The organism is Pseudomonas sp. MWU318 (assembly GCF_016756945.1).
GTDB lineage: Bacteria > Pseudomonadota > Gammaproteobacteria > Pseudomonadales > Pseudomonadaceae > Aquipseudomonas > Aquipseudomonas putida_A.
Window position 1 is genome coordinate 72,066 of record NZ_JAESJL010000002.1, and the last position, 20,658, is coordinate 92,723.

At 60.8% G+C, this 20,658-nt stretch carries 17 protein-coding genes; 10 read left to right on the plus strand and 7 right to left on the minus strand.

Annotated elements, in window-relative coordinates; genetic code table 11:
- Positions 1–126: 126 nt before the first annotated feature.
- A complete protein-coding gene (locus JN524_RS04305) occupies positions 127–363 on the minus strand; it encodes a glutaredoxin family protein (protein ID WP_202368627.1) in 237 nt (78 codons plus the stop codon).
- Positions 364–564: 201 nt separating this feature from the next.
- Between JN524_RS04305 and JN524_RS04310 the strand changes: the two genes are divergently transcribed.
- On the plus strand, positions 565–2,277 hold the full coding sequence (locus JN524_RS04310; RefSeq protein WP_202368628.1) for a monovalent cation:proton antiporter-2 (CPA2) family protein: 1,713 nt from the start codon (positions 565–567) through the stop codon (positions 2,275–2,277).
- On the opposite strand, the gene JN524_RS04315 is transcribed toward JN524_RS04310, so the two are convergent.
- On the minus strand, positions 2,274–3,482 hold the full coding sequence (locus JN524_RS04315; RefSeq protein ID WP_202368629.1) for an ammonium transporter: 1,209 nt from the start codon (positions 3,480–3,482) through the stop codon (positions 2,274–2,276). The genes JN524_RS04310 and JN524_RS04315 overlap by 4 nt on opposite strands.
- A gap of 305 nt (positions 3,483–3,787) precedes the next feature.
- Here JN524_RS04315 and JN524_RS04320 point away from each other — a divergent pair, with 305 nt between their 5' ends.
- From JN524_RS04320 to JN524_RS04355, 8 genes are all read left to right on the plus strand, one after another.
- The gene (locus JN524_RS04320; protein ID WP_003226733.1) at positions 3,788–4,102 is read left to right on the plus strand and encodes a DUF883 family protein; all 315 of its coding nucleotides are present in this window, start codon (positions 3,788–3,790) and stop codon (positions 4,100–4,102) included.
- Positions 4,103–4,104: 2 nt separating this feature from the next.
- Entirely contained in the window at positions 4,105–4,491 is a 387-nt protein-coding gene (locus JN524_RS04325) for a phage holin family protein (RefSeq protein ID WP_007969088.1), read from the plus strand.
- On the plus strand, positions 4,488–4,826 hold the full coding sequence (locus JN524_RS04330; protein WP_202368630.1) for a hypothetical protein: 339 nt from the start codon (positions 4,488–4,490) through the stop codon (positions 4,824–4,826). Before JN524_RS04325 ends, JN524_RS04330 begins: the two co-directional genes overlap by 4 nt.
- Before the next feature lie 124 nt (positions 4,827–4,950).
- Complete coding sequence (locus tag JN524_RS04335) at positions 4,951–6,114, plus strand: EAL domain-containing protein (protein WP_202368631.1); 1,164 nt, start codon at positions 4,951–4,953, stop codon at positions 6,112–6,114.
- Between the two features lie 76 nt (positions 6,115–6,190).
- A complete protein-coding gene (locus tag JN524_RS04340; RefSeq protein WP_086794306.1) occupies positions 6,191–7,519 on the plus strand; it encodes a deoxyguanosinetriphosphate triphosphohydrolase in 1,329 nt (442 codons plus the stop codon).
- A gap of 345 nt (positions 7,520–7,864) precedes the next feature.
- Entirely contained in the window at positions 7,865–8,491 is a 627-nt protein-coding gene (locus JN524_RS04345) for a response regulator transcription factor (RefSeq protein ID WP_007969092.1), read from the plus strand.
- A gap of 8 nt (positions 8,492–8,499) precedes the next feature.
- On the plus strand, positions 8,500–12,144 hold the full coding sequence (locus tag JN524_RS04350; protein WP_202368632.1) for a transporter substrate-binding domain-containing protein: 3,645 nt from the start codon (positions 8,500–8,502) through the stop codon (positions 12,142–12,144).
- Positions 12,145–12,192: 48 nt separating this feature from the next.
- A complete protein-coding gene (locus tag JN524_RS04355) occupies positions 12,193–15,138 on the plus strand; it encodes an HD domain-containing phosphohydrolase (RefSeq protein WP_202368633.1) in 2,946 nt (981 codons plus the stop codon).
- On the opposite strand, the gene JN524_RS04360 is transcribed toward JN524_RS04355, so the two are convergent.
- The gene (locus JN524_RS04360) at positions 15,139–15,621 is read right to left on the minus strand and encodes a GAF domain-containing protein (protein ID WP_123587425.1); all 483 of its coding nucleotides are present in this window, start codon (positions 15,619–15,621) and stop codon (positions 15,139–15,141) included. It lies immediately after the preceding gene.
- The gene (locus JN524_RS04365) at positions 15,618–16,508 is read right to left on the minus strand and encodes a DUF815 domain-containing protein (RefSeq protein WP_202368634.1); all 891 of its coding nucleotides are present in this window, start codon (positions 16,506–16,508) and stop codon (positions 15,618–15,620) included. The genes JN524_RS04360 and JN524_RS04365 overlap by 4 nt, the downstream gene beginning before the upstream one ends.
- 165 nt (positions 16,509–16,673) lie before the next feature.
- Here JN524_RS04365 and JN524_RS04370 point away from each other — a divergent pair, with 165 nt between their 5' ends.
- Positions 16,674–18,995, plus strand: coding sequence for a hybrid sensor histidine kinase/response regulator (locus tag JN524_RS04370; RefSeq protein WP_202368635.1), 2,322 nt, complete (start codon positions 16,674–16,676; stop codon positions 18,993–18,995).
- Here JN524_RS04370 and JN524_RS04375 read toward each other — a convergent pair.
- From JN524_RS04375 to msrB, 3 genes are all read right to left on the minus strand, one after another.
- Positions 18,979–19,440, minus strand: a complete 462-nt coding sequence (locus JN524_RS04375) for a MarR family winged helix-turn-helix transcriptional regulator (protein ID WP_202368636.1) — start codon at positions 19,438–19,440, stop codon at positions 18,979–18,981. The two genes, JN524_RS04370 and JN524_RS04375, sit on opposite strands and share 17 nt — an antisense overlap.
- Positions 19,437–19,922 (minus strand): glutathione peroxidase, encoded by a 486-nt coding sequence (locus JN524_RS04380; protein WP_027613435.1) that lies wholly within the window; start codon positions 19,920–19,922, stop codon positions 19,437–19,439. Before JN524_RS04380 ends, JN524_RS04375 begins: the two co-directional genes overlap by 4 nt.
- A gap of 167 nt (positions 19,923–20,089) precedes the next feature.
- Positions 20,090–20,485: a peptide-methionine (R)-S-oxide reductase MsrB gene (gene msrB / locus JN524_RS04385; RefSeq protein ID WP_202368637.1), complete on the minus strand. Its 396-nt coding sequence runs from the start codon at positions 20,483–20,485 to the stop codon at positions 20,090–20,092.
- Between the last annotated feature and the right edge of the window lie 173 nt (positions 20,486–20,658).

Genomic DNA, 20,658 nt, shown 5'->3' on the forward strand with positions numbered 1-20,658 from the left:
CAAAAGCAGCAGGCCCACCCAATTACTGTATGCACATACAGTAACCGAATAATCGGCAAAGTGCCAAGGGAAGGATGCGCGTTCGCGACCGGTGGAAAGCAATGCCGCGTCACCGAAGAAACAGGCTCAACGCAGGAAGGCCACCACCTGTTCGGCACTGAAAGGCCAGCTCAGCTCCGCGCCGGTGTCAATTCGGCGCAGTACCGGAATTCGCAGGCTGTAAGCCTCGAACCAGGATTCATCGTCAGCAATATCCACCAGTTCGACCAGCAGACCATGCTCGACAAAAGGCATCAACTCGGCCTCTGCCACCTCACACAAATGGCATCCCAAGGTGCCGAACAACTGACATTCAGGAGGCATGATCGCTCAACCGGAAAAATGAGCATTCATTCTAGGCCTGCCTCGAAAACCCGTCGAGCCGCTGCCGCCCAAAGGCCCGAGCACGGCGACCATTACGCAAAACCCTGACGCAAATCAGTCCATAGAAAAGCCAATCGGGCCATGCTCCCGCGCTTTTTGCCTCTACGCTTGAGAAGCCTGAGCCTGACATCGGAGTGCCTTGTGTTTGCCAACCTGCTGATCATCCTCGCCTCATCCCTGGTGATGATTGCCCTGTTTCGCCGTCTGCGCTTGCCGCCGGTGCTGGGCTATCTCTGCGTAGGATTGTTGGTAGGGCCAACTGCATTCGACTGGATCAACGAGAGCGAGCACCTGCCGGACGTGGCCGAGTTGGGCGTAGTGTTTCTGCTGTTTTCGCTGGGCCTGGAGTTTTCCCTGTCGAAAATGATCGCGCTGCGCCAGGTGGTGTTTCGCCTGGGCAGTCAGCAGGTGTTGCTCAGCACGGCGTTACTGGGATTGGTGCTGATCCTGCTGGGCATGCCGGTGACCCCGGCCATGTTGCTTGGCGCCGGGCTGTCGCTGTCATCGACGGCGATTGTCACCAAGGAGTTGAGCAGCCTGGGCGAAGTGTTCAGCAGTCACGGGCAAAACGCTGTCGGGGTTCTGCTGTTTCAGGACGTAGTTGCGGTGTTGTTGCTGACCCTGGTGCCGGTGTTCGCCGGGAGCAGCGCGCAAGCCTGGTACTGGGCGCTGCCGCTGACGCTGGTGAAGACCGTGGTGCTGTTTTTCGGTCTGTTGCTGGCCAGCCGCTGGTTGCTGCCACGGCTGTTCCACGAAGTGGCGGCCTCGCGCTCGGCGGAATTGTTTGTGCTGCTGGCGCTGGTGATTGTGCTGCTGACCGCCTGGCTGACACACTTGCTGGGCCTGTCCCCTGCCCTCGGCGCATTTCTCGCCGGCATGCTGCTCGGCGAGAGCCACTATCGCCATCAGATCGAGGCCGACATCCGGCCGTTTCGCGACATCCTGCTCGGGGTGTTTTTCGTCAGCATCGGCATGCTGATCGACCTGCAACTGTTCGTCAGTCACAGCCTGTTGATTCTCGGCCTGACCCTCAGCCTGATGCTGATCAAAGGCACGGTCGTCGCGCTTTTGGTGAAGTGGCGCGGCAGCGATCACGAAACTGCCTGGCGCAGCGGCCTGGCCCTGGCGCAGGGCGGGGAATTCTGCTTTGCATTGATGGCGCAGATGCAGCAAAACCGCATGCTGCCTGACGAGCTGGGCGGCCTGCTGCTGGCGGCAACGTTCTGCTCGATGCTGCTGACCCCGCTGTTGTTGCGCGGGGCACCGAAAATTGCCCTGAGCCTGCATCGCAAGCCGAATCAGGAGGCGCAACTCGAGGAGATCAGTGCGCTCAACGCCGACCTCGACCAGCATGTGGTGATTTGCGGCTACGGGCGGGTTGGCCAGTCCATCGGCCGTTTCATGCGCAATGCAAATCAGCCTTATATCGCGTTGGACAACGATCCGGTGCGGATCCAGGAAGCCTCCGTCAGCGAAAGCAATGTGCATTACGGCGACTCGTCTCGCGCCGACCTGCTGATTGCCGTCGGATTGTTGCGCGCGCGGCTGGTTGTGATCGCAGTGGATCAAAGCGAGGTTACCCTGCGAATTCTTGAAGAGGCACGCCGCCACAATGATCAGGTGCCGATTCTGGTGCGCACCCGCGACGATAGCCAACTGACGGAACTCAAGGCTGCCGGCGCCACCGAAGTGGTGCCGGAGCTATTGGAATCGAGCCTGATGCTCGGCTCTCACGCCTTGATCATGCTCGGTCTGCCAGCACGTCAGGTACAAGAGCGAGTCGATCAGGTGCGCAGTGACCGTTATCGTCTACTGCACGGCTTGTACCGCGGCGCCGACGATGAGGAAACCTAATCCTGACTCACCGCGCCGATCTTGTGCAGCGACAGATCGGCGCCGTAATACTCCTGTTCCTGACTCAGGCGCAGGCCGTGCAAGGCCTTGATCACGCCGTAGACGACGAATCCGCCGATCAGCGCGACCAGCACACCCAGCGCGCTGCCGATCAGTTGACTGATCAGGCTGACACCGCCCAGGCCACCCAGCGCAGTCTGGCCGAAGATGCCGCAGGCGATCCCGCCCCACACCCCGCACAAACCGTGCAATGGCCACACGCCGAGCACATCGTCGATGCGCCATTTGACTTGCGCGGCGGTAAAGCACCAGACAAACAACGCACCGGCAATCGCGCCAGTCACCAGCGCACCGACCGGATGCATCAGGTCGGAACCGGCACAGATCGCCACCAGCCCGGCCAGCGGGCCGTTGTGCAGGAAGCCCGGGTCATTGCGCCCGACGATCAGCGCCGCCACCGTGCCGCCGACCATGGCCATCAGCGAGTTGACCGCCACCAGACCGCTGACGCCCTGCAAGGTCTGCGCGCTCATCACGTTGAAGCCGAACCAGCCGACAATCAGAATCCACGAACCCAGCGCCAGAAACGGAATGCTCGACGGCGCGAACGCCACCAGACGCCCGTCGCGATAACGGCCATTGCGCGGGCCAAGCAGCAATACCGCCGCCAATGCCAGCCAGCCGCCCATGGCGTGCACCACCACCGATCCGGCGAAATCATGGAACGCCGCGCCAAAACGTGCCGTCAGCCAGGCCTGCAGACCGAAGTTGCCGTTCCAGACCATGCCCTCGAAAAACGGGTAGATGAACGCCACGATCAGCGCCGTTGCACACAACTGCGGAACGAAGCGCGCACGCTCGGCAATCCCGCCGGAGATGATCGCCGGGATCGCCGCGGCGAAGGTCAGCAGGAAGAAAAACTTCACCAGACCGTAACCGTGATCGGCACTCAGCACCGCCGCCGGTTGCATGAAGGTCACCCCGTAGGAAATCCAATAGCCTATAAAGAAATAGGCCAGGGTCGAAACGGCAAAGTCGCTGAGGATCTTCGACAGTGCGTTGACCTGGTTTTTCTGGCGCACCGTGCCGACTTCAAGGAAGGCGAAACCGGCGTGCATCGCCAGCACCATCACCGCACCGATCAGAATGAACAACGTGTTGGAGCTGTGAACCAGTGTGTCCACAGCGCTTTGCAGATTTTCCATAAAGAGGCAGACCTGAAGGCTAAAAAGGCACCAAAGCGGTTCGCGCGGACAATTCATGCACCAAGTTGCGACCGGTCGGTCTGCGCAATGAAGCTGCGATGAACCGGTTTGGCGCACAAGGTCGATGTCCTGATACGAACCAGGATTATTTGAGTTAAGGTTTTGCTGCATGTACGCCCGCCAACAGCGCACGGCGGCAGTAGAACGCACCACGACATAGCAAAAGCTGTACCAGTCATTTGTACTGAACCTTCGCGCAAGGCTCATACTCGAACGCTTCAGACGTCACTTACGGAGATCCACCCATGGCCAGCATCAAGGCAAAGACTGCTCAAGAAATCCTGATGAACGACTTCCAGACTCTGGTCGCCGACACCGAGCGGTTGCTCGAACACACTGCGTCCCTGGCGGGCGATCAGGCCGATGAGTTGCGTGATCAGATCCACGACAGCCTGCTGCGCGCCCGGGAAACCCTGAAGCTGACCGAAGACACACTGCGTGATCGCGGCCAGGCAGCGGTAACCGCCACCGAAGATTACGTGTCGGCCAACCCTTGGCAATCAGTGGGCATCGCCGCCGGGGTGGGCTTCCTGATTGGCCTGCTGGCCACTCGGCGCTGATCATGTCGATCGGCGAATCCGGCCTGGGGTCGGGCACTACTTCCTCCACGCGGCGTCTGGGCGCCGCTGTTCTGGGCTTGCTGCACAGCCATGTCGAATTGTTCGGCATCGAATTGCAGGAGCAGAAAGCACGCACCGTCAGCCTGTTGCTGTTCGCGGGGCTGGCGCTGGTGTTTGCCCTGCTGTTGCTGGTGGGTCTGTCGACGCTGGTGCTGATCGTGTTCTGGGATACCTATCGTCTGGCAGCGATCATCGGCCTTTGCGTGTTCTACACCCTGGCCGCCGCTTTCTGCGGTTTACGCCTCAAGGCAGCAGTGTTCGATGAATCCTCGCCCTTCCACGGCACGCTGGAAGAATTGGCCAACGATCGGGAGCGCCTGCTGCCATGAGCTTGCCTGAACTGCCACACAACAGCTCGCGCCGGGAAATGCGCAAGGCGTTGATCCGTCTGCGCATGGAAATGCATCGTCAGGAAATCCGCCACGAAGCCGGGCAAGTGCTGCAACCCTTGCAGCGCATGCGCGGCATGACGCAAAACCTGCAAGGCGGCTTCGGCATCAAACACGCGCCGCTATGGGGCGTGGCCGCCGTCACCCTGCTGGGTTTCATCACCGGCAAAGGCGCAAAAAGCGGCGGTGTCGGCGGGCTGACGCGGCTGATTCGTCTGGGCACCAGCCTCGGGCCACTGATCAAACTGGTGATGCAGAGCTCAAGCAAACGCTGAGCTCACGCATCTGGCTGCATTCTTGCAATACCCGCGGGATTGAACCTCTTTACCAAGAGATTCAATCCCGCGTGCCTACCCGGTCGGCGGGTTCATCCAGAACAAGAACGACTAAGGAGGCCCCGTGATCGACGGGCAACCGCTCGCCTGCTTTCAACCTTTCATCGATACCGCCACCGGACGTATTGCAGGCGTCGAAGCACTGGGTCGCCTGCGCCAGCCCGACGGCCAACTGGCCTCGGTCGGGCCGTTGTTTGCCGACCCGCGCTCACCCGCCATCGCCCTGCGCCGCCTCGACCGACAGATCCGCGACAACGCCCTGAGCCGACTGCATGAAGCCCCCGCCGAGTGGTTTCTCAGCCTGAACATGTCGCCACGCTGGATCAGTCGCCTGCGCGCCGATCAGCCGCTGCCGAGCCTCAAGCAAATGCTGCGACACGGCGTCGACCCGCAACGTATCGTGTTCGAAATCACGGAACTGGGTGGCAACAGTCAGCGTCTGGCCGAGGTGGTGGCGCGCTATCGCGAGGCCGGAGCGCGGATCGCCATCGATGACTTCGGCGCCGGTTATTCGCAGCTCGATCGGGTGCTGGCGTTGCAGCCGGACATTCTCAAACTCGACATGCGCCTGTTTCAGGCCGCCGCGTTGGGCGGGCCGAGCAGCGATGTGGTCAAGGCACTGGCGCAAATGGCCGAGAAGACCGGTTGCTGGATCATTGCCGAAGGAGTGGAAACTGAGGCCCAGCTCAATTTCGCCCTGGAATGCGGCTCGCGCTACGTTCAGGGTTTCCTGTTCGCCCGGGCGCAGCAGGCGTTCTATCCAACCGATGCCTTCGTGCAACGCTTCGCTGAATTGCGCCAGCGTTACGTACGGCAGAAACTGGCCGAACGCGGGCGTTTGATGCAGATGCGCCAGCAACTCGGCGAACTGATGGCGATCCTCCAGGCCTGGGCTCAGGCCCATGCGCCGCTCAGTGCGCTGCCGCAACTTGAGGCTTTTCCGTGGTTGCTGCGGTTCTACCAGTGCGACCGTCACGGCACCCAACTCACGCCCAACCTTGAATGGCGGCACAACCGCTGGGTTGCCGACAACCGCTACCTGGGACACAACTGGTCATGGCGTCCGTACTTTTATCATTTGCTCGCCGAAGGCTGGGAAGAGCGACGCCTGACCCTGTCCAGCACCTACCGCGATGCCACCAGCAACCAGTATTGCCTGACCGCCGGGCAGTTCTTCGATAACGGCGAGCGCCTGCTGCTGATCGATATTGATGCCGCGGGCTTGTAGTTCCGCTTGCAGGTGCGTGGCTGAACCGGGAAGCTAGGGCAACAGTCATCCCAGTCACCGACGGAGAGAACCAGCCTTGGATTGGCAGACCCTGCTCAACCGCGAACGCCTTGGAAAACCGCTGCACAGCCCGCAAGAGCTGGGCCGCAGCCCGTTCCACAAAGACCACGACCGCATCATCTTCTCCGGCGCCTTCCGCCGGCTGGGCCGCAAGACCCAGGTGCATCCGGTATCGAGTAACGACCACATCCACACCCGTCTGACCCATTCGCTGGAAGTCAGCTGCGTCGGGCGCTCGCTGGGCATGCGCGTCGGGGAAACCTTGCGCAGCGCCCTGCCCGACTGGTGCGACCCGAGCGATCTGGGCATGGTCGTGCAATCGGCCTGCCTGGCCCATGACATCGGCAACCCGCCGTTCGGCCACTCCGGTGAAGATGCGATTCGGCACTGGTTCCAGCAGGCGGCCGGGCGCGGCTGGCTCGACGGCATGAGCGAAGCCGAGCGCGGCGACTTCCTCAATTTCGAAGGCAACGCGCAAGGCTTCCGGGTGCTGACTCAGCTTGAGTATCACCAGTTCGACGGTGGCACCCGCCTCACCTACGCCACCCTCGGCACCTATCTGAAGTATCCGTGGACCGCACGTCACGCCGACTCGCTGGGCTACAAGAAACACAAATTCGGCTGCTATCAGAGCGAACTGCCGCTGCTGGAGCAGATCGCCCACAAGCTCGGTCTGCCGCAACTGGAAGACCAGCGCTGGGCGCGGCACCCATTGGTGTACCTGATGGAGGCGGCTGACGACATCTGCTATGCGCTGATCGACCTCGAAGACGGCCTGGAAATGGAGCTTCTGGAATACACGGAAGTCGAATCGCTGCTGCTCGGTCTGGTCGGTGACGATCTGCCGGAAACCTATCGCCAACTCGGCCCGCAGGATTCGCGTCGACGCAAACTGGCGATCCTGCGCGGCAAGGCCATCGAGCACCTGACCAATGCCGCCGCCCGGGCATTCGTCGAGCAACAGGATGCGCTGCTGGCCGGCACACTGCACGGCGACCTGGTGGAACACATGCACGGTCCGGCCAAACGCTGCGTGCTCAACGCCAAGGACATCGCCCGCAAGAAAATCTTCCAGGACAAGCGCAAGACGCTGCATGAAATCGGCGCCTATACCACGCTGGAAATCCTCCTCAACGCGTTCTGCGGCGCCGCGCTGGAGCAACATGGCGGCCGCACGCCGTCGTTCAAGAGCCGACGCATCCTCGATCTGCTGGGCAACAATGCGCCGGATCCCCACGGGCCGCTGCATACCTCGTTTCTGCGCATGATCGACTTCATCGCCGGGATGACCGACAGCTACGCCAGTGACATGGCGCTGGAAATGACCGGGCGCTCCAGCCACTGACAGTGGTACCTTTCAACCGGGTCAGTGCGACGCCCGGTTGAAGGATTGGTCCATTAAAGTGGCTCAGCGGTATTCGATAGGCGCGCAGACCAAACGTAATCCGTTTAACGACGACAGAACTCAAACAAACGCTGTTTTCTCAACAATCCAACAGCAACTTAAAACATCCAGATAAACAAATAACTTAAACACTTCCTTACGCGACACAGAGTTTTGTCGTAGTCAATTTCCCTTTAGTGTGTAGGACTTATCCTATATTGCTGCTAGAGCCCTGCGAGTTCATGCGATCGCTCTTTTATCTGAGCTAAGGTGCGCGCTTTATTCGCGCACGTATGGGATTTGATTATGAACTCCGTTTTTATTGTCGATGATCACCCTGTCATCCGACTTGCCGTTCGAATGCTCCTCGAGCATGAAGGTTACAAGGTCGTCGGCGAAACCGATAACGGGGTCGATGCCATGCAGATGGTCCGCGAATGCATGCCCGACCTGATCATCCTCGATATCAGCATTCCCAAACTCGACGGACTGGAAGTCCTCGCCCGCTTCAACGCCATGGGTACTCCGCTCAAGACCCTGGTACTGACGGCGCAATGCCCGACCCTGTTCGGCATTCGCTGCATGCAGTCCGGCGCATCCGGTTATGTGTGCAAGGAAGAAGACTTGAGCGAACTGGTCAGCGCCATAAAAGCGGTACTTTCCGGTTACAACTATTTCCCCAGTCAGGCATTGAATCCGGTACGCAGTGACGATGTGCGTTACGCCGAGCTGGAATTGTTCAAAGCCGTCAATGACCGCGAACTCATGGTTCTGCAGTTATTTGCCCAAGGGCGCACCAACAAGGAAATTGCCAAGGGCATGTTCCTCAGTAACAAAACAGTCAGCACTTATAAAAAACGCTTGATGCAGAAACTGAAAGCCAGATCCCTGGTGGAACTTATCGAGATGGCCAAGCGCAACGCGCTAGTGTGAGAGCCTGAATGCCCAGTCGTTTAAAGATCTATCTCGCCATATTGTGTGCAAGCCTGTGCCTGACTTCTCAGGCACAGGCCGACCTTGTCACAGCGCAGGAATATGTGCTGCGCAGCCGTTCGAGCCACGACGCGCTGTCCATACCCCTGCAGCCTGCGCAACGGCAATGGTTACAGACTCGCCGCGAACTGATACTGGGCACTTCCGCACCGGATTATCCGCCGTTCGACATGACCGCCAGCGGTCGTGATTACGAAGGCTTTACCGCTGACTATGCCGGCCTGCTCGAGCAGGCTGTGGGCCTGCCAGTCCGGGTCAAGCGCTTTGCCTCACGGGAAGCTGCGGTACGCGCTCTGATAGCCGGTCAGGTCGATATGCTCGGTACCGCCAACGGCTTCGAGGCCAGTAACGCCGACATCCTGCTTTCAACCCCCTACGCCATCGACCAGCCGGTACTGGTCACCCGCGAAGACGATACGCGTACGCTCACCGAGGGGCTGGCCGGACTGCGCCTGAGCATGGTCTATCACTATCTGCCGCAGAACGAAGTCAAGGCGCTGTACCCCAAGGCGATCCTGACGTCCTACCCGTCCTATCAAAACGCAATCAACGCGGTGGCGTTCGATCAGGCCGACGTGTTTCTGGGCGATACCATTTCCACCCACTACATGATCAACAAGGGCTACCTGAACAACATCCGCATGGCCAATTTCGGTAAACAGGAAGCCCATGGTTTCAGCTTTGCCGTGCATGCCGACAATCCGCAACTGCTGGCCATCATCAACACCGCCCTGCGGGCCATTCCGGCCAGTGAACGCGACAGCATCGCCAAGCGCTGGAGCGCCGGCAGCGACATCCTGCTGACCGACCAGAAACTGCAATTGACCCACCACGAAGAACAGTGGCTCAAACAACATCCGGTGCTGCGCGTGGTGGTGAACGAGGCGTTCGCGCCGCTGACATTCTTTGACAGCGACGGCAATCTGCGCGGGATCACCGCAGACCTGCTCGAATTGCTGCGCCTGCGTACCGGCATGCGCTTCGAACTGGTGCGCAGCCGCAGCGACGGCGATATGGTCGAGCAGATCAATCAGCATCGGGCCGATCTGATCGCGGCGTTGCTACCCAGCCCGCAACGGGAGAAGACCCTGCAATTCAGCCGCCCCTATCTGGAAAACTCCTTCGTCCTGCTGACCCGCAAATCCACTGACAGCCCGACCCATCCGACGCAGCTCAAGGACAAATATCTGGCGATTGCCCAAGGCAGCCCCATGGTCGACTACCTGCGCCGCGAGTTCCCCGATATCCGCCTGACCGAAACCTCCGACACCTTCGGCGCCGCGACCTTGCTCGCCGAAGGCAAGGCCGATGGTGCCGTCGCCTCGCTAGTGATCGCCAACTATCTGATTTCGTCACGGATCTTCGAGCATCAGCTGCAGATCACTACCACCCTTGGCACCCGTCAGGCAGCCTTTTCGCTGGCTACAGCCCGTGACAACAGCGAACTCGGCTCGATCCTCGACAAGGCACTGCTGAGCATCAGCCCCGAAGAACTGGGGGTCATCAACAGCCGCTGGCGCGGTTTTTCCAATGCGGCGCAAAGCAACTGGCATCACTACCAGCGTCTGTTTTACCAACTGATCGGCGCAGCCTGCCTGCTACTGCTGTTGTCCCTGATCTGGAACGCCTACATGCGGCGCCAGATCAAGCAACGCCAGGCTGCCGAGCGGGCACTCAATGATCAGTTCGAATTCATGCGTTCACTGGTCAACGGCACCCCTCATCCGATCTACGTGCGTGATCGCCGGGGCTTGCTGCAAAGCTGCAACGACAGCTACCTCGAAGCCTTCAACGCCAAACGCGAAGACGTGATCGGCAAAAGCGTCATGCAAGGCACCCTGAGCAATGCCTTCGAAGCCCAGGCCTTCGAGGCGGATTACCAGCGGGTTGTGGCCGAGGGAACGCCGCTGCTGCTCGACCGGCCGTTGCACATCGGTGGCCGGCGTCTGACGATCTATCACTGGATCCTGCCTTACCGCGACTCCTGCGGCGATGTACAAGGGATCATCGGTGGCTGGATCGATATCAGTGACCGCCGCCAGTTGTTCGATGAACTGCGCACGGCCAAGGAGCAGGCGGACAACGCCAACCGTGCCAAAAGTACCTTTCTGGCGACCATGAGCCACGAAATCCGTACGCCGATGAATGCCATTATCGGCATGCTCGAATTGACGCTCGAACGCATGACCGATCAGGCGCCGGATCGCTCGTCGATCGAAACCGCCTACTGTTCGGCCAAGGATCTGCTGGGGCTGATCGGCGACATTCTCGATATCGCTCGGATCGAGTCCGGACGCCTGAGCCTGACTCCCGAGCGGGTCAATCTGGTCGACACCGTCGCTTCGGTGGTGAGGATCTTCGACGGCCTTGCCCGCCAGAAAAACCTCGCCCTGCCCCTGACCGTCAATCCTCCGGGACTCGAAATCGATGTGGAACTGGATCCGCTGCGCTTCAAGCAGATCCTGTCGAACCTGATCAGTAATGCCATCAAATTCACCCAGAGCGGGCAGGTGCGGGTCACCCTGGACGTGCTGCCCAATGCCGCCGGCGTGCGTTCGCTGGTTCAATTGACGATCCACGACACCGGCGTCGGCATCAGCATTGAAGATCAGCAACGCCTGTTCGAGCCGTTCGCCCAGGCTGACAGTGGCCGCCAGCAGGCCCGCAGTGGCGCCGGACTGGGACTGGTGATCAGCCGCAACCTCTGTGAAATGATGGGTGGTCAGCTGCAATTGAGCAGTCAGCCGGGGATCGGCACCCAGGTCTGCCTGTCGCTGCCCCTGCAAACGCTGCCATGCAGGGCGGCCACAGCGAAAACCGAACCGCCGATCCGCGTATCTGGCGCGCCGCTGAACATTCTGGTGGTCGACGACCACCCCGCCAATCGCCTGCTGATGTGCCAGCAACTGGAGTTCCTCGGGCATCGCTTCAGCCTTGCCGAAGAAGGCCGCAGCGGATTGGCGAAGTGGCAGGCCGGTGAATTCGACCTGGTCATCGCCGACTGCAACATGCCGCTGATGAATGGCTACGAATTGGCGGCGGCCATCCGTCAGGAAGAACAACGCACGGGCCGTCCGCCTTGTACGGTTCTCGGCTTCACGGCCAACGCGCAGCCCGAGGAAGTGCAGCGTTGCAAAGAGGCCGGCATGAATGACTGCCTGTTCAAACCCCTGAGCCTCAGTGCGCTGAGCCAGTGGGTCAACGGGCTGCAACCGCCCCCCCCTGAACCTGCGTTCAATCTCGAGGGTTTGAATCAATTGACGGGGGGCAATCCGCTTCAAGCCCGACGTCTGCTCGCGCAATTGCTCAAGAGCAGCCGCCTCGATCGTGAGGAGCTGCTGGCCTTGGCGCCGCACAATGATCGTGAGGCGTTGGCGGTGGTGGCGCACAAGATCAAGGGCGCCGCCCGAATCGCGCAAGCTTCGCGTCTGATCGTCTGCTGCGATGCGCTGGAACAAGCCTGTCTGCAGACCACGTCTGTGCCGGCCATCGTGCGCTGCATCGAGGCTACCGATGCGGCGATGGTCGAACTGGAGCAGGCGTTGCAGCAACAATTGGAACCGTTCGCAGAAAGCACAATGACCGAGCCTTAACTATGCTTGAACGCTGAGCAGTGTGTTTACTTCAATGGAGAGTCAGCAATGCCCAGCCCACTGCGCCCGGATCAACGCCGGTTCCCGTTGCACGTGCACATCAGCGTCATGTTCACCTTCCTGCTGTTGCTCACAGGCGTCGTGCTGGGGCTGTTCAATTATCGCCAGACCACCCGGATCATCCTGTCGAGCAGTGAAAACCTGTTCAATCGCATCGAACAGGACGTGCGCCTGGACCTGCATTCAACTTACGAACCGATCCGTCATCTGCTGAGCCTCCTGGCCGACAACCAGGCGGCCGGGGCCTCGAACCTGCAACAGCGTCTGGCGCTGCTCAAGCCGTTCAGTCAGTCACTCATGGACAATACCGATCTCGCTTCGCTGTATCTGGGCTACGGCAACGGCGATTTCTTCATGGTTCGGCCGTTGCGTACCAGCGCCCTGAAAACTCTGCTCAAGGCGCCGCCGACCGCGGCCTATCAGGTCTGGAGCATCGAGCACGATGCCAGCGGCGCTGCGTCGTCGCAGTCACTGTTCTTCGACCAGGCACTGACGCCCGTCGGGCGCCAGGACAATCCCGACGACCGCTATGACCCACGAACCCGCAACTGGTACAGCAACGCCCTGCAACAGGGCGATCAGATCACCACCGAACCTTATGTATTTTTCTCCACGCACAACGTGGGCACCACCCTGGCCCGACGCAGCGGCGCAACCAGTGTGATCGGTGCCGACCTGACGCTGGAAGCACTCTCGGCCACCTTGCTCAAACACGTGGTCACCCCCTCCACCGAAATCGTGTTGTTCGATGCCGATGGCAACGCTGTGGCCTACCCCGACAGCCGCCGGCTGATTGTCGACGACAGCAGCGCACGCCTGGCCAAGGCCGCTGACCTGAGTCCGAACCTGCACGCATTGCTGTCCACCACGCATCCGGAGAAACGACTCGACGTCGATGGCCGCCACTGGATCGTCGCCCGCAGCCATTTGCAGGAAGGTGGGCCGAGAGGCCTGCAAATGGCCCTGTTGGTGCCAGAGGATGAGTTGCTGGCCGACGCTTACCGCATGCGCTGGCAAGGCGCACTGATCACCCTGGCGACCTTGCTGCTGTGCCTGCCGCTGGGCTGGCTGATCTCGCGGATTCTGGTCAAACCATTGCACGCGCTGGTCAAGGAAGCCGACGCGATCCGCAGTTTCGATTTCAACTTTCCGGTCACCCGCCGCTCGCCGGTGCTAGAGGTTGACCAGTTGAGCCTGTCGATGGCGCGCATGAAGGACACGCTCGCCAGTTTCTTCCGCATCACCGACAGCCTCTGCGCCGAAACCCGCTTCGCCCCGCTGCTGCAACGGGTGCTGTTCGAAACGGTGCAGATCGCCCAGGCGCAGGCGGGTTTGATCTATCTGCGCGAAAGCGATGGCAACCGGATGGAGCCTTACGGGCTGGTCATTGATGGCGCCTCGCACGAGCCGGGCGAGTTCGCTGTGCTGGGCCGGGATCTCCTGGCCGATCAAGGACCGGCGTGGTTTCAGCAACTGATCGACGCTGACAATGTGGTCAGCAGCCTTGGCTTCGAGCAGGCCGGGGACTTGCAGAAGGTCTTGTTGGCAATGGCGTCGCCGCGCATCCACCTGATCGGCATCCGCCTGCGCAACCGTCACAACGAAACCATCGGCCTGCTGCTTCTGCTGATCAACGACAGCGGCAGCGCTCAGGACCTGGAAAAACTGCGCCCGGACCGCATCGCCTTCCTGCAAGCCGTGTCCGGCGCGGCGGCGGTGAGTATCGAAAGTCAGCGCCTGCAAGCGAAGCAGAAGCAGTTGCTCGACGCGTTCATCCAGTTGCTGGCCGGTGCCATCGACGCCAAGAGCCCGTACACCGGTGGCCATTGCCAGCGCGTGCCGGAACTGACCCTGATGCTCGCTCAGGCCGCGGCCGCCAGCCAGGCGCCGGCCTTCCAAGGCTATCAGCCCAGCGAAGACGAATGGGAGGCCCTGCACATCGCGGCCTGGCTGCACGATTGCGGCAAGGTCACGACGCCGGAATATGTCGTCGACAAAGCGACCAAACTGGAAACCCTCAACGATCGCATCCACGAAATCCGCACCCGTTTCGAAGTGCTCAAACGCGATGCCTGGATCAGTTACTGGCAGGCGCTGGCGCTGGGCGGCAATGAGGCGCAACTGAGCGAACTGCGTGACGCCACGTTGACGCAACTGGACGATGACTTTGCCTTTGTCGCGCGCTGCAACCTGGGTGGTGAGGCCATGGCACCCGCCGATCTGCAGCGCCTTGAGCGCATTGCCGAGCGACGCTGGATGCGCACCCTCGATGATCGCTTGGGGGTGTCATGGGAGGAAAACCGCCGCCAGGCGCAAACACCAGCGGCGAATCTGCCAGTCAGCGAGCCACTGCTGGCGGACAAGCCCGAACACCTGATCGAACGTGCCGACAGCGAGCTGATTCCGGAAGACAATCCGTGGGGGTTCAAACTGGATGTGCCGCGTTACAAATACAATCGCGGCGAACTGTACAACCTGAGCATTGCCAAGGGCACGCTGACCCGCGAAGAGCGCTACATCATCAACCACCACATGGTGCAGACGATTCTGATGCTCAGCCACCTGCCCTTCCCCGGACACCTGGACAGCGTTGCGGAAATTGCCGGTGGGCATCACGAAAAGATGGACGGCAGCGGCTACCCCAAACGCCTGAAACGCGATGACATGAGCCTGCCGGCGAGGATGATGGCGATTGCCGATATTTTCGAGGCCCTGACAGCGGCGGATCGACCGTACAAGAAGGCCAAATCCTTGAACGAGGCGCTGGGGATCATGGCCACCATGTCCCGCGAGGCGCACATCGACCCCGAACTGTTTGCGCTGTTCATCAACGACGGGGTGTACATGCAGTACGCCGCGCGGTTTCTCGATCCGCGCCAGATTGATGCGGTGGATCCGGCCAGCTTGCTGCGCAAGGCTGGCCTGAGTGCCTGATCAGCAGTCGGTCAGACGCAGGAAGATCGCTGCCAGTTGCTCGATACCAGCCTGATCGGCGGTGCCGAAACGCGCCAGTTTCGGGCTGTCGAGATCGAGTACGCCGATCAGCCGACCGTCCTTGACCAGCGGCACCACCAGCTCGCTGTTGGAGGCGCTGTCGCAAGCGATATGACCGGGGAACGCATGCACGTCTTCAACGCGCTGGGTCTGTCGACTGGCCGCTGCCGCGCCACACACACCGCGACCGAACGGAATGCGCACGCAGGCGATCTGCCCCTGAAACGGGCCAAGCACCAGTTCTTCGTTACGATTGAGGTAGAAACCGGCCCAGTTCAAATCGTCGAGCTGGTTGAACAGGAACGCCGAAAACTGCGCGGCGTTGGCGATGAAATCGCGCTCGTCCGCCAGCAGCGATTCCAGTTGTGCGGCCAACATGCCATAGCCTTCGAGGCCCTGGCCGCTTTGTTGCAAATCAATCATGCCTTGTGCTCCAGCAATTTCAGTCCCACCCAGTAACGGGCGAATTGGTACGCGCAACGTCCGTTGCGATTGCCGCGCCCGGTTGCCCAGCGCACGGCGAGGATGTCGAGCTCTTCGTCGCGCTGCCAGCTCAAGCCGGCCTTGGCGGCCAACTGGCCGATCCAGTGTTCGACGACGTTGAGGAAATGTTCCTGGGTAAACGGATAGAACGACAGCCACAGGCCGAAACGGTCGGACAAGGCGATCTTCTCTTCCACCGCCTCACTCGGATGCAGCTCGCCATCGACGCGTTTCCAGTTTTCGTTGTCGCTTTCCTTTTCCGGCACCAGATGGCGGCGGTTGGAAGTGGCGTACAGCAGAACGTTTTCCGGGGCCTGTTCAAGCGAGCCGTCGAGCACGCTTTTCAGCACGCGGTAATCGCCTTCACCGGACTCGAACGACAGGTCATCGCAAAACAGCACGAAGCGCTGCGGCAATTTGGCGATCTGCTCGACCACCCGCGGCAGGTCGGCCAGATGGTCGCGCTCGATCTCGATCAAACGCAGGCCGGCCTTGGCGTGTTCGGCCAGCAGCGCCCGCACCAGCGAGGATTTACCGGTGCCGCGCGAGCCCCAGAGCAGCGCATGGTTGGCCGGCATGCCGTCGAGAAACTGCTGAGTGTTGCGGCCCAGTTGTTCCAACTGACGATCGACACCGATCAGGTCGGACAGGCGCATGTCGAGGCTGACTTCCAGCGGCAGCAAATACCCGCTGCGCCCGTCACGCTGCCAGCGCGCGGCCAGGCAGGTTTCCCAGTCGATCAGCGGACGCGGCGCCGGCAGCAGGGGTTCGATCCGCGCCAGAACCGACTCGGCACGTTCAAGAAAAGCATTCAATCGGGAATCCACGTCTTCTCCTCGGGCACGTTCACAGTGATGATGTCGATCCAGCGACGACAGACAGACCTCAATCCCCGCTCAGGCCTTGTTACAAGGCGATTCGGGAACCTCGGTATCCATACATGATCGACTATGCTTGAGCAGCGAAGAGAAACGGAAGTGGTTCAACACCCCATGGATATCAAATTCACCCACCGGCTGTCATACAAGCAAGCCAGATTCACTGTGCTGGTCGGGTTCATTCTGGGCACGCTGCTCAGCCTGCTGCAGATCGGCATCGATTATGCCAGCGAAGACGCCTCCATCAACCGTGAAATCCTGTCTTTGCTGGAAATCAGCCACAATCCGGCGTCGCGTATCGCCTACAACATCGACGCGGAGCTGGCGCAGGAGCTGACCCTGGGCCTGTTGCGTTCACCGGCGATCATCTCGGCGCAACTGACCGACAACAACGGCAACGTCCTGGCCAACGTCAAACGCCCGGAGCTGCAAAGCGGTTATCGGGTGATCAGCGACTTCCTGTTCGGCGCCAAGCGCCAGTTCGAAGACCGCCTGTACCTCGATCACCTGCCCGAAGAATCACTGGGCACGCTGAGTCTTGAGGTCGACACCTACGCGTTCGGCAGCCGCTTCCTGCGCCGCGCCGAAGTCACCCTGCTCAACGGTTTTGCCCGCAGCCTGATCCTCACCGGCATCCTGCTGGCGCTGTTCTACGTGATGTTGACCAAGCCGTTGGTGCGTCTGATCCGGGAACTCAGTGCGCGTGACGCGCGCAGCGCAGAACCGACCACCCTCGAATGTCCGGCCGGCCACGCCAATGACGAGATCGGCGTACTGGTCAAAGTCGCCAACCAGCAGTTCGACAATATCGCCACGGAAATCCAGCAACGGCGCAACGCGGAAAATCGTCTGACCGATTATCTCGGGCAACTGGAGCACATCGTCTCGGCCCGCACCGCCGAGCTCAAGGCCATCAACACCCGGCTCAGCCAGTCCAACGAAGAACTGGAGGTGGCCCGCAGTACTGCACTGGACATGGCCGAAGCGCGCTCGGCATTCCTCGCCAACATGAGCCACGAGATTCGCACCCCGCTCAATGGCCTGCTGGGGATGATCGCCCTGTCCCTCGACGGGCCGCTGAATGCCGAGCAGCAACAGCAACTGTCGATTGCCCATGACTCGGGCAAGGTGCTGGTGGAACTGCTCAACGATATTCTCGACCTGTCCAAGTTCGATGCCGGGCAACTGGAGCTGGAACACATCCCGTTCGATCTCGGCTCGCTGATCGAAGACACCGCCAACCTGCTGTCGCAGAACGCCGCGCCCAGCGTCGAGCTGACCTGCCTGATCGACCCGTACTTCCCGGCGCTGGTGCTGGGGGATCCAACCCGGGTACGACAGATTGTCAGCAACCTGCTGTCCAATGCCCTGAAGTTCACCCGCTTCGGCCGGGTCGATGTGCGCCTGTCCGCCCATGACGACGGGGTGCGCATCGAGGTCTGCGACACCGGCATCGGCATCGCTCAGGAAGCCCAGGTGAAAATCTTCCAGCCGTTCACCCAGGCCGGTGCCGGCATCACCCGGCAGTACGGCGGCACCGGTCTCGGTCTGGCGTTGACCTACAACCTGTGCGAGGCCATGCAAGGCCGGCTGACCATCAGTTCCGAGGCCGGTTTCGGCAGTCAGTTCTGTGCCGACCTGCCACTGCCGTGTCACACCCGGGCGGTCATGCCGCCGCCACTGCACGGCAAGGTACTGGCGATCACCGCGGCCAGCAGCGGCTTGGCAGAACTGCTCAAGACATTGTTGCCAGTGTGGGGCGTGAGCTATGAACAGCGCACGATGGATGACCCCTTGCTGGGCCTGTCACCCGATCTGCTGATCACCGACTGCCCGGAATGCCTGTTCAGTCTGCGCCCGACCCTCAGCGCGCCGATCCTCGTTGTAACCGCTTATGGCAGCTTCATGCCCAGCGAAGAGGCCGCCGCGCTGGCGCCATTGCAGCAACAGGCTCGACCACTGGCGCGCAACGCGCTGTATCAGATCCTGCGGCGCATCCTGCTGGCGGACGTCACCACGATCAACGATGCGCAGCTCGAGAGCCTGCCGGTTCGGCGGCGCGCAAAGGTGCTGCTGGTGGAGGACAATCCGGTCAATCAGCTGGTGGCCAAAGGCATGCTCGGCAAGCTCGGTTGCGACGTGGTGGTCGCTGCCCACGGTGCCGAGGCGCTGGATCAACTGGAGCACGATGAGTTCGATCTGGTGCTGATGGACTGCAACATGCCGGTGATGGACGGCTACGAAGCGAGCCGGCAGATCCGCCAGAGCGGGCGCTGGCCGCATTTGCCGATCGTCGCGCTGACCGCCAACGCCATGTCCGAGGAACGCGAGCGCTGCCGTGCGGCCGGCATGAGCGATTACCTGGCCAAGCCGTTCCGCCGCGAAGAGCTGGCGGCCCTGCTCGACCAGTGGATGCCGGCTACGTCAGCGCTTTGATCTGCCCCAGCAGATGATCGAGGCCATTGCGCAAATCGTTGAGCCGATCAAGATCCACCCCGCTGTCGCACAACAACCGGGCCTTGAGCGGCCCGACCTGCTCGCGCAAGGCCTGGCCTTGGATAGTCAGGCTCAGATGCACTTCACGCTCGTCGCGCGCCGAACGCTGGCGTTGCACCCACCGCAATTGTTCAAGACGCTTGAGCAACGGCGTCAGGGTGCCGGAGTCCAGCGCCAGGCGCTCGCCCAACGCCTTGACCGTCGGTTGCTCCGGTGCACTGTCCTGCCACTCCCACAGCACCAGCATCGCCAGGTACTGCGGGTAGGTCAGGCCGAGTTGATCGAGCATCGGCTTGTAAGCGCGAATCACCGCCCGGGATGCGGCGTACAACTTGAAGCACAACTGACTGTCGAGCTTCAGCGAATCGTCGGGCAGGCTGTTCATTTGAGCAGGGCTTCGATCTCGCCGCTGATGTCCTGCGGCTTGGTTGTCGGGGCGAAACGCTTGACCAGTTGCCCATCCTTGCCGATCAGGAACTTGGTGAAGTTCCACTTGATGCCCTCGGAGCCGAGCAGACCCGGAGCGCGCTTTTTCAACTGCACGAACAGCGGATGCGCGTCAGAACCGTTGACGTCGATCTTCTTGAACAGCGGGAAACTCACACCATAGTTCAGCTCACAGAATTCGCTGATCGCACCCTCGTTGCCCGGCTCCTGCTTGCCAAACTGATTGCACGGAAACCCCAGCACCACCAGGCCCTGATCCTTATAGGTCTGCCACAACTCTTCCAGACCTTTGTATTGCGGGGTGAAGCCGCATTTGCTGGCGGTGTTGACCACCAACACCGCTTTACCGGCGAAATCGGCCAGGGTCTTTTGCTCACCCTTGATGGTGGTGACAGGGATATTCAGCAGGTTGTCGCTCATGGGTCGGCTCCTCGGGTTATCGGGAAAGGCCAAACATAGCGAGCAATTAAATTGCGTGCAATTTAATTAATTGCACATACCCGTGTAGGAGCTGCCGAAGGCTGCGATCTGTTGATCTTCAAAAATCAAAAGATCGCAGCCTTCGGCAGCTCCTACAGAGGCTCGCATCACTCGCGCGGCACCAGGTCCAGGCACACCGAGTTGATGCAATAACGCAGGCCGGTCGGTGGCGGGCCATCGGGGAACACATGGCCCAGATGCGCATCACAGCGGGCGCATTTGACCTCGGTGCGGATCATGCCGTGGCTGGTATCGCGGATTTCGGTCATGGCGCTTTCGCCGATCGGCGCGTAGAAGCTCGGCCAGCCGCAGCCGGAATCGAATTTGGTCGTGGAGTCGAACAGCGGCTCATTGCAGCACACGCAGTGATAGACACCGTCGGTTTTGGTGTCGTTGTATTTGCCAGAGAACGGTCGCTCGGTGGCGCTCAGGCGACATACGTTGTACTGCTCGGGGTCAAGCATCGCCCGCCATTCTTCCAGGGTTTTTTGCAACTTTTCCATCATCACACCTCAGCGGCTGAAAAAGCCCGATCTGTACCTTTTCCACGGATCGGGTGGCACGTATGATTGCGCCTCGTCACACGCCAGTCTGGCAGCCAGACCGGGCGCATTCAAACGGATTCTCGGGCCATGGCGCGAGACTCCGCCTGTGCGAAGACGCAGGAATCCCAGTA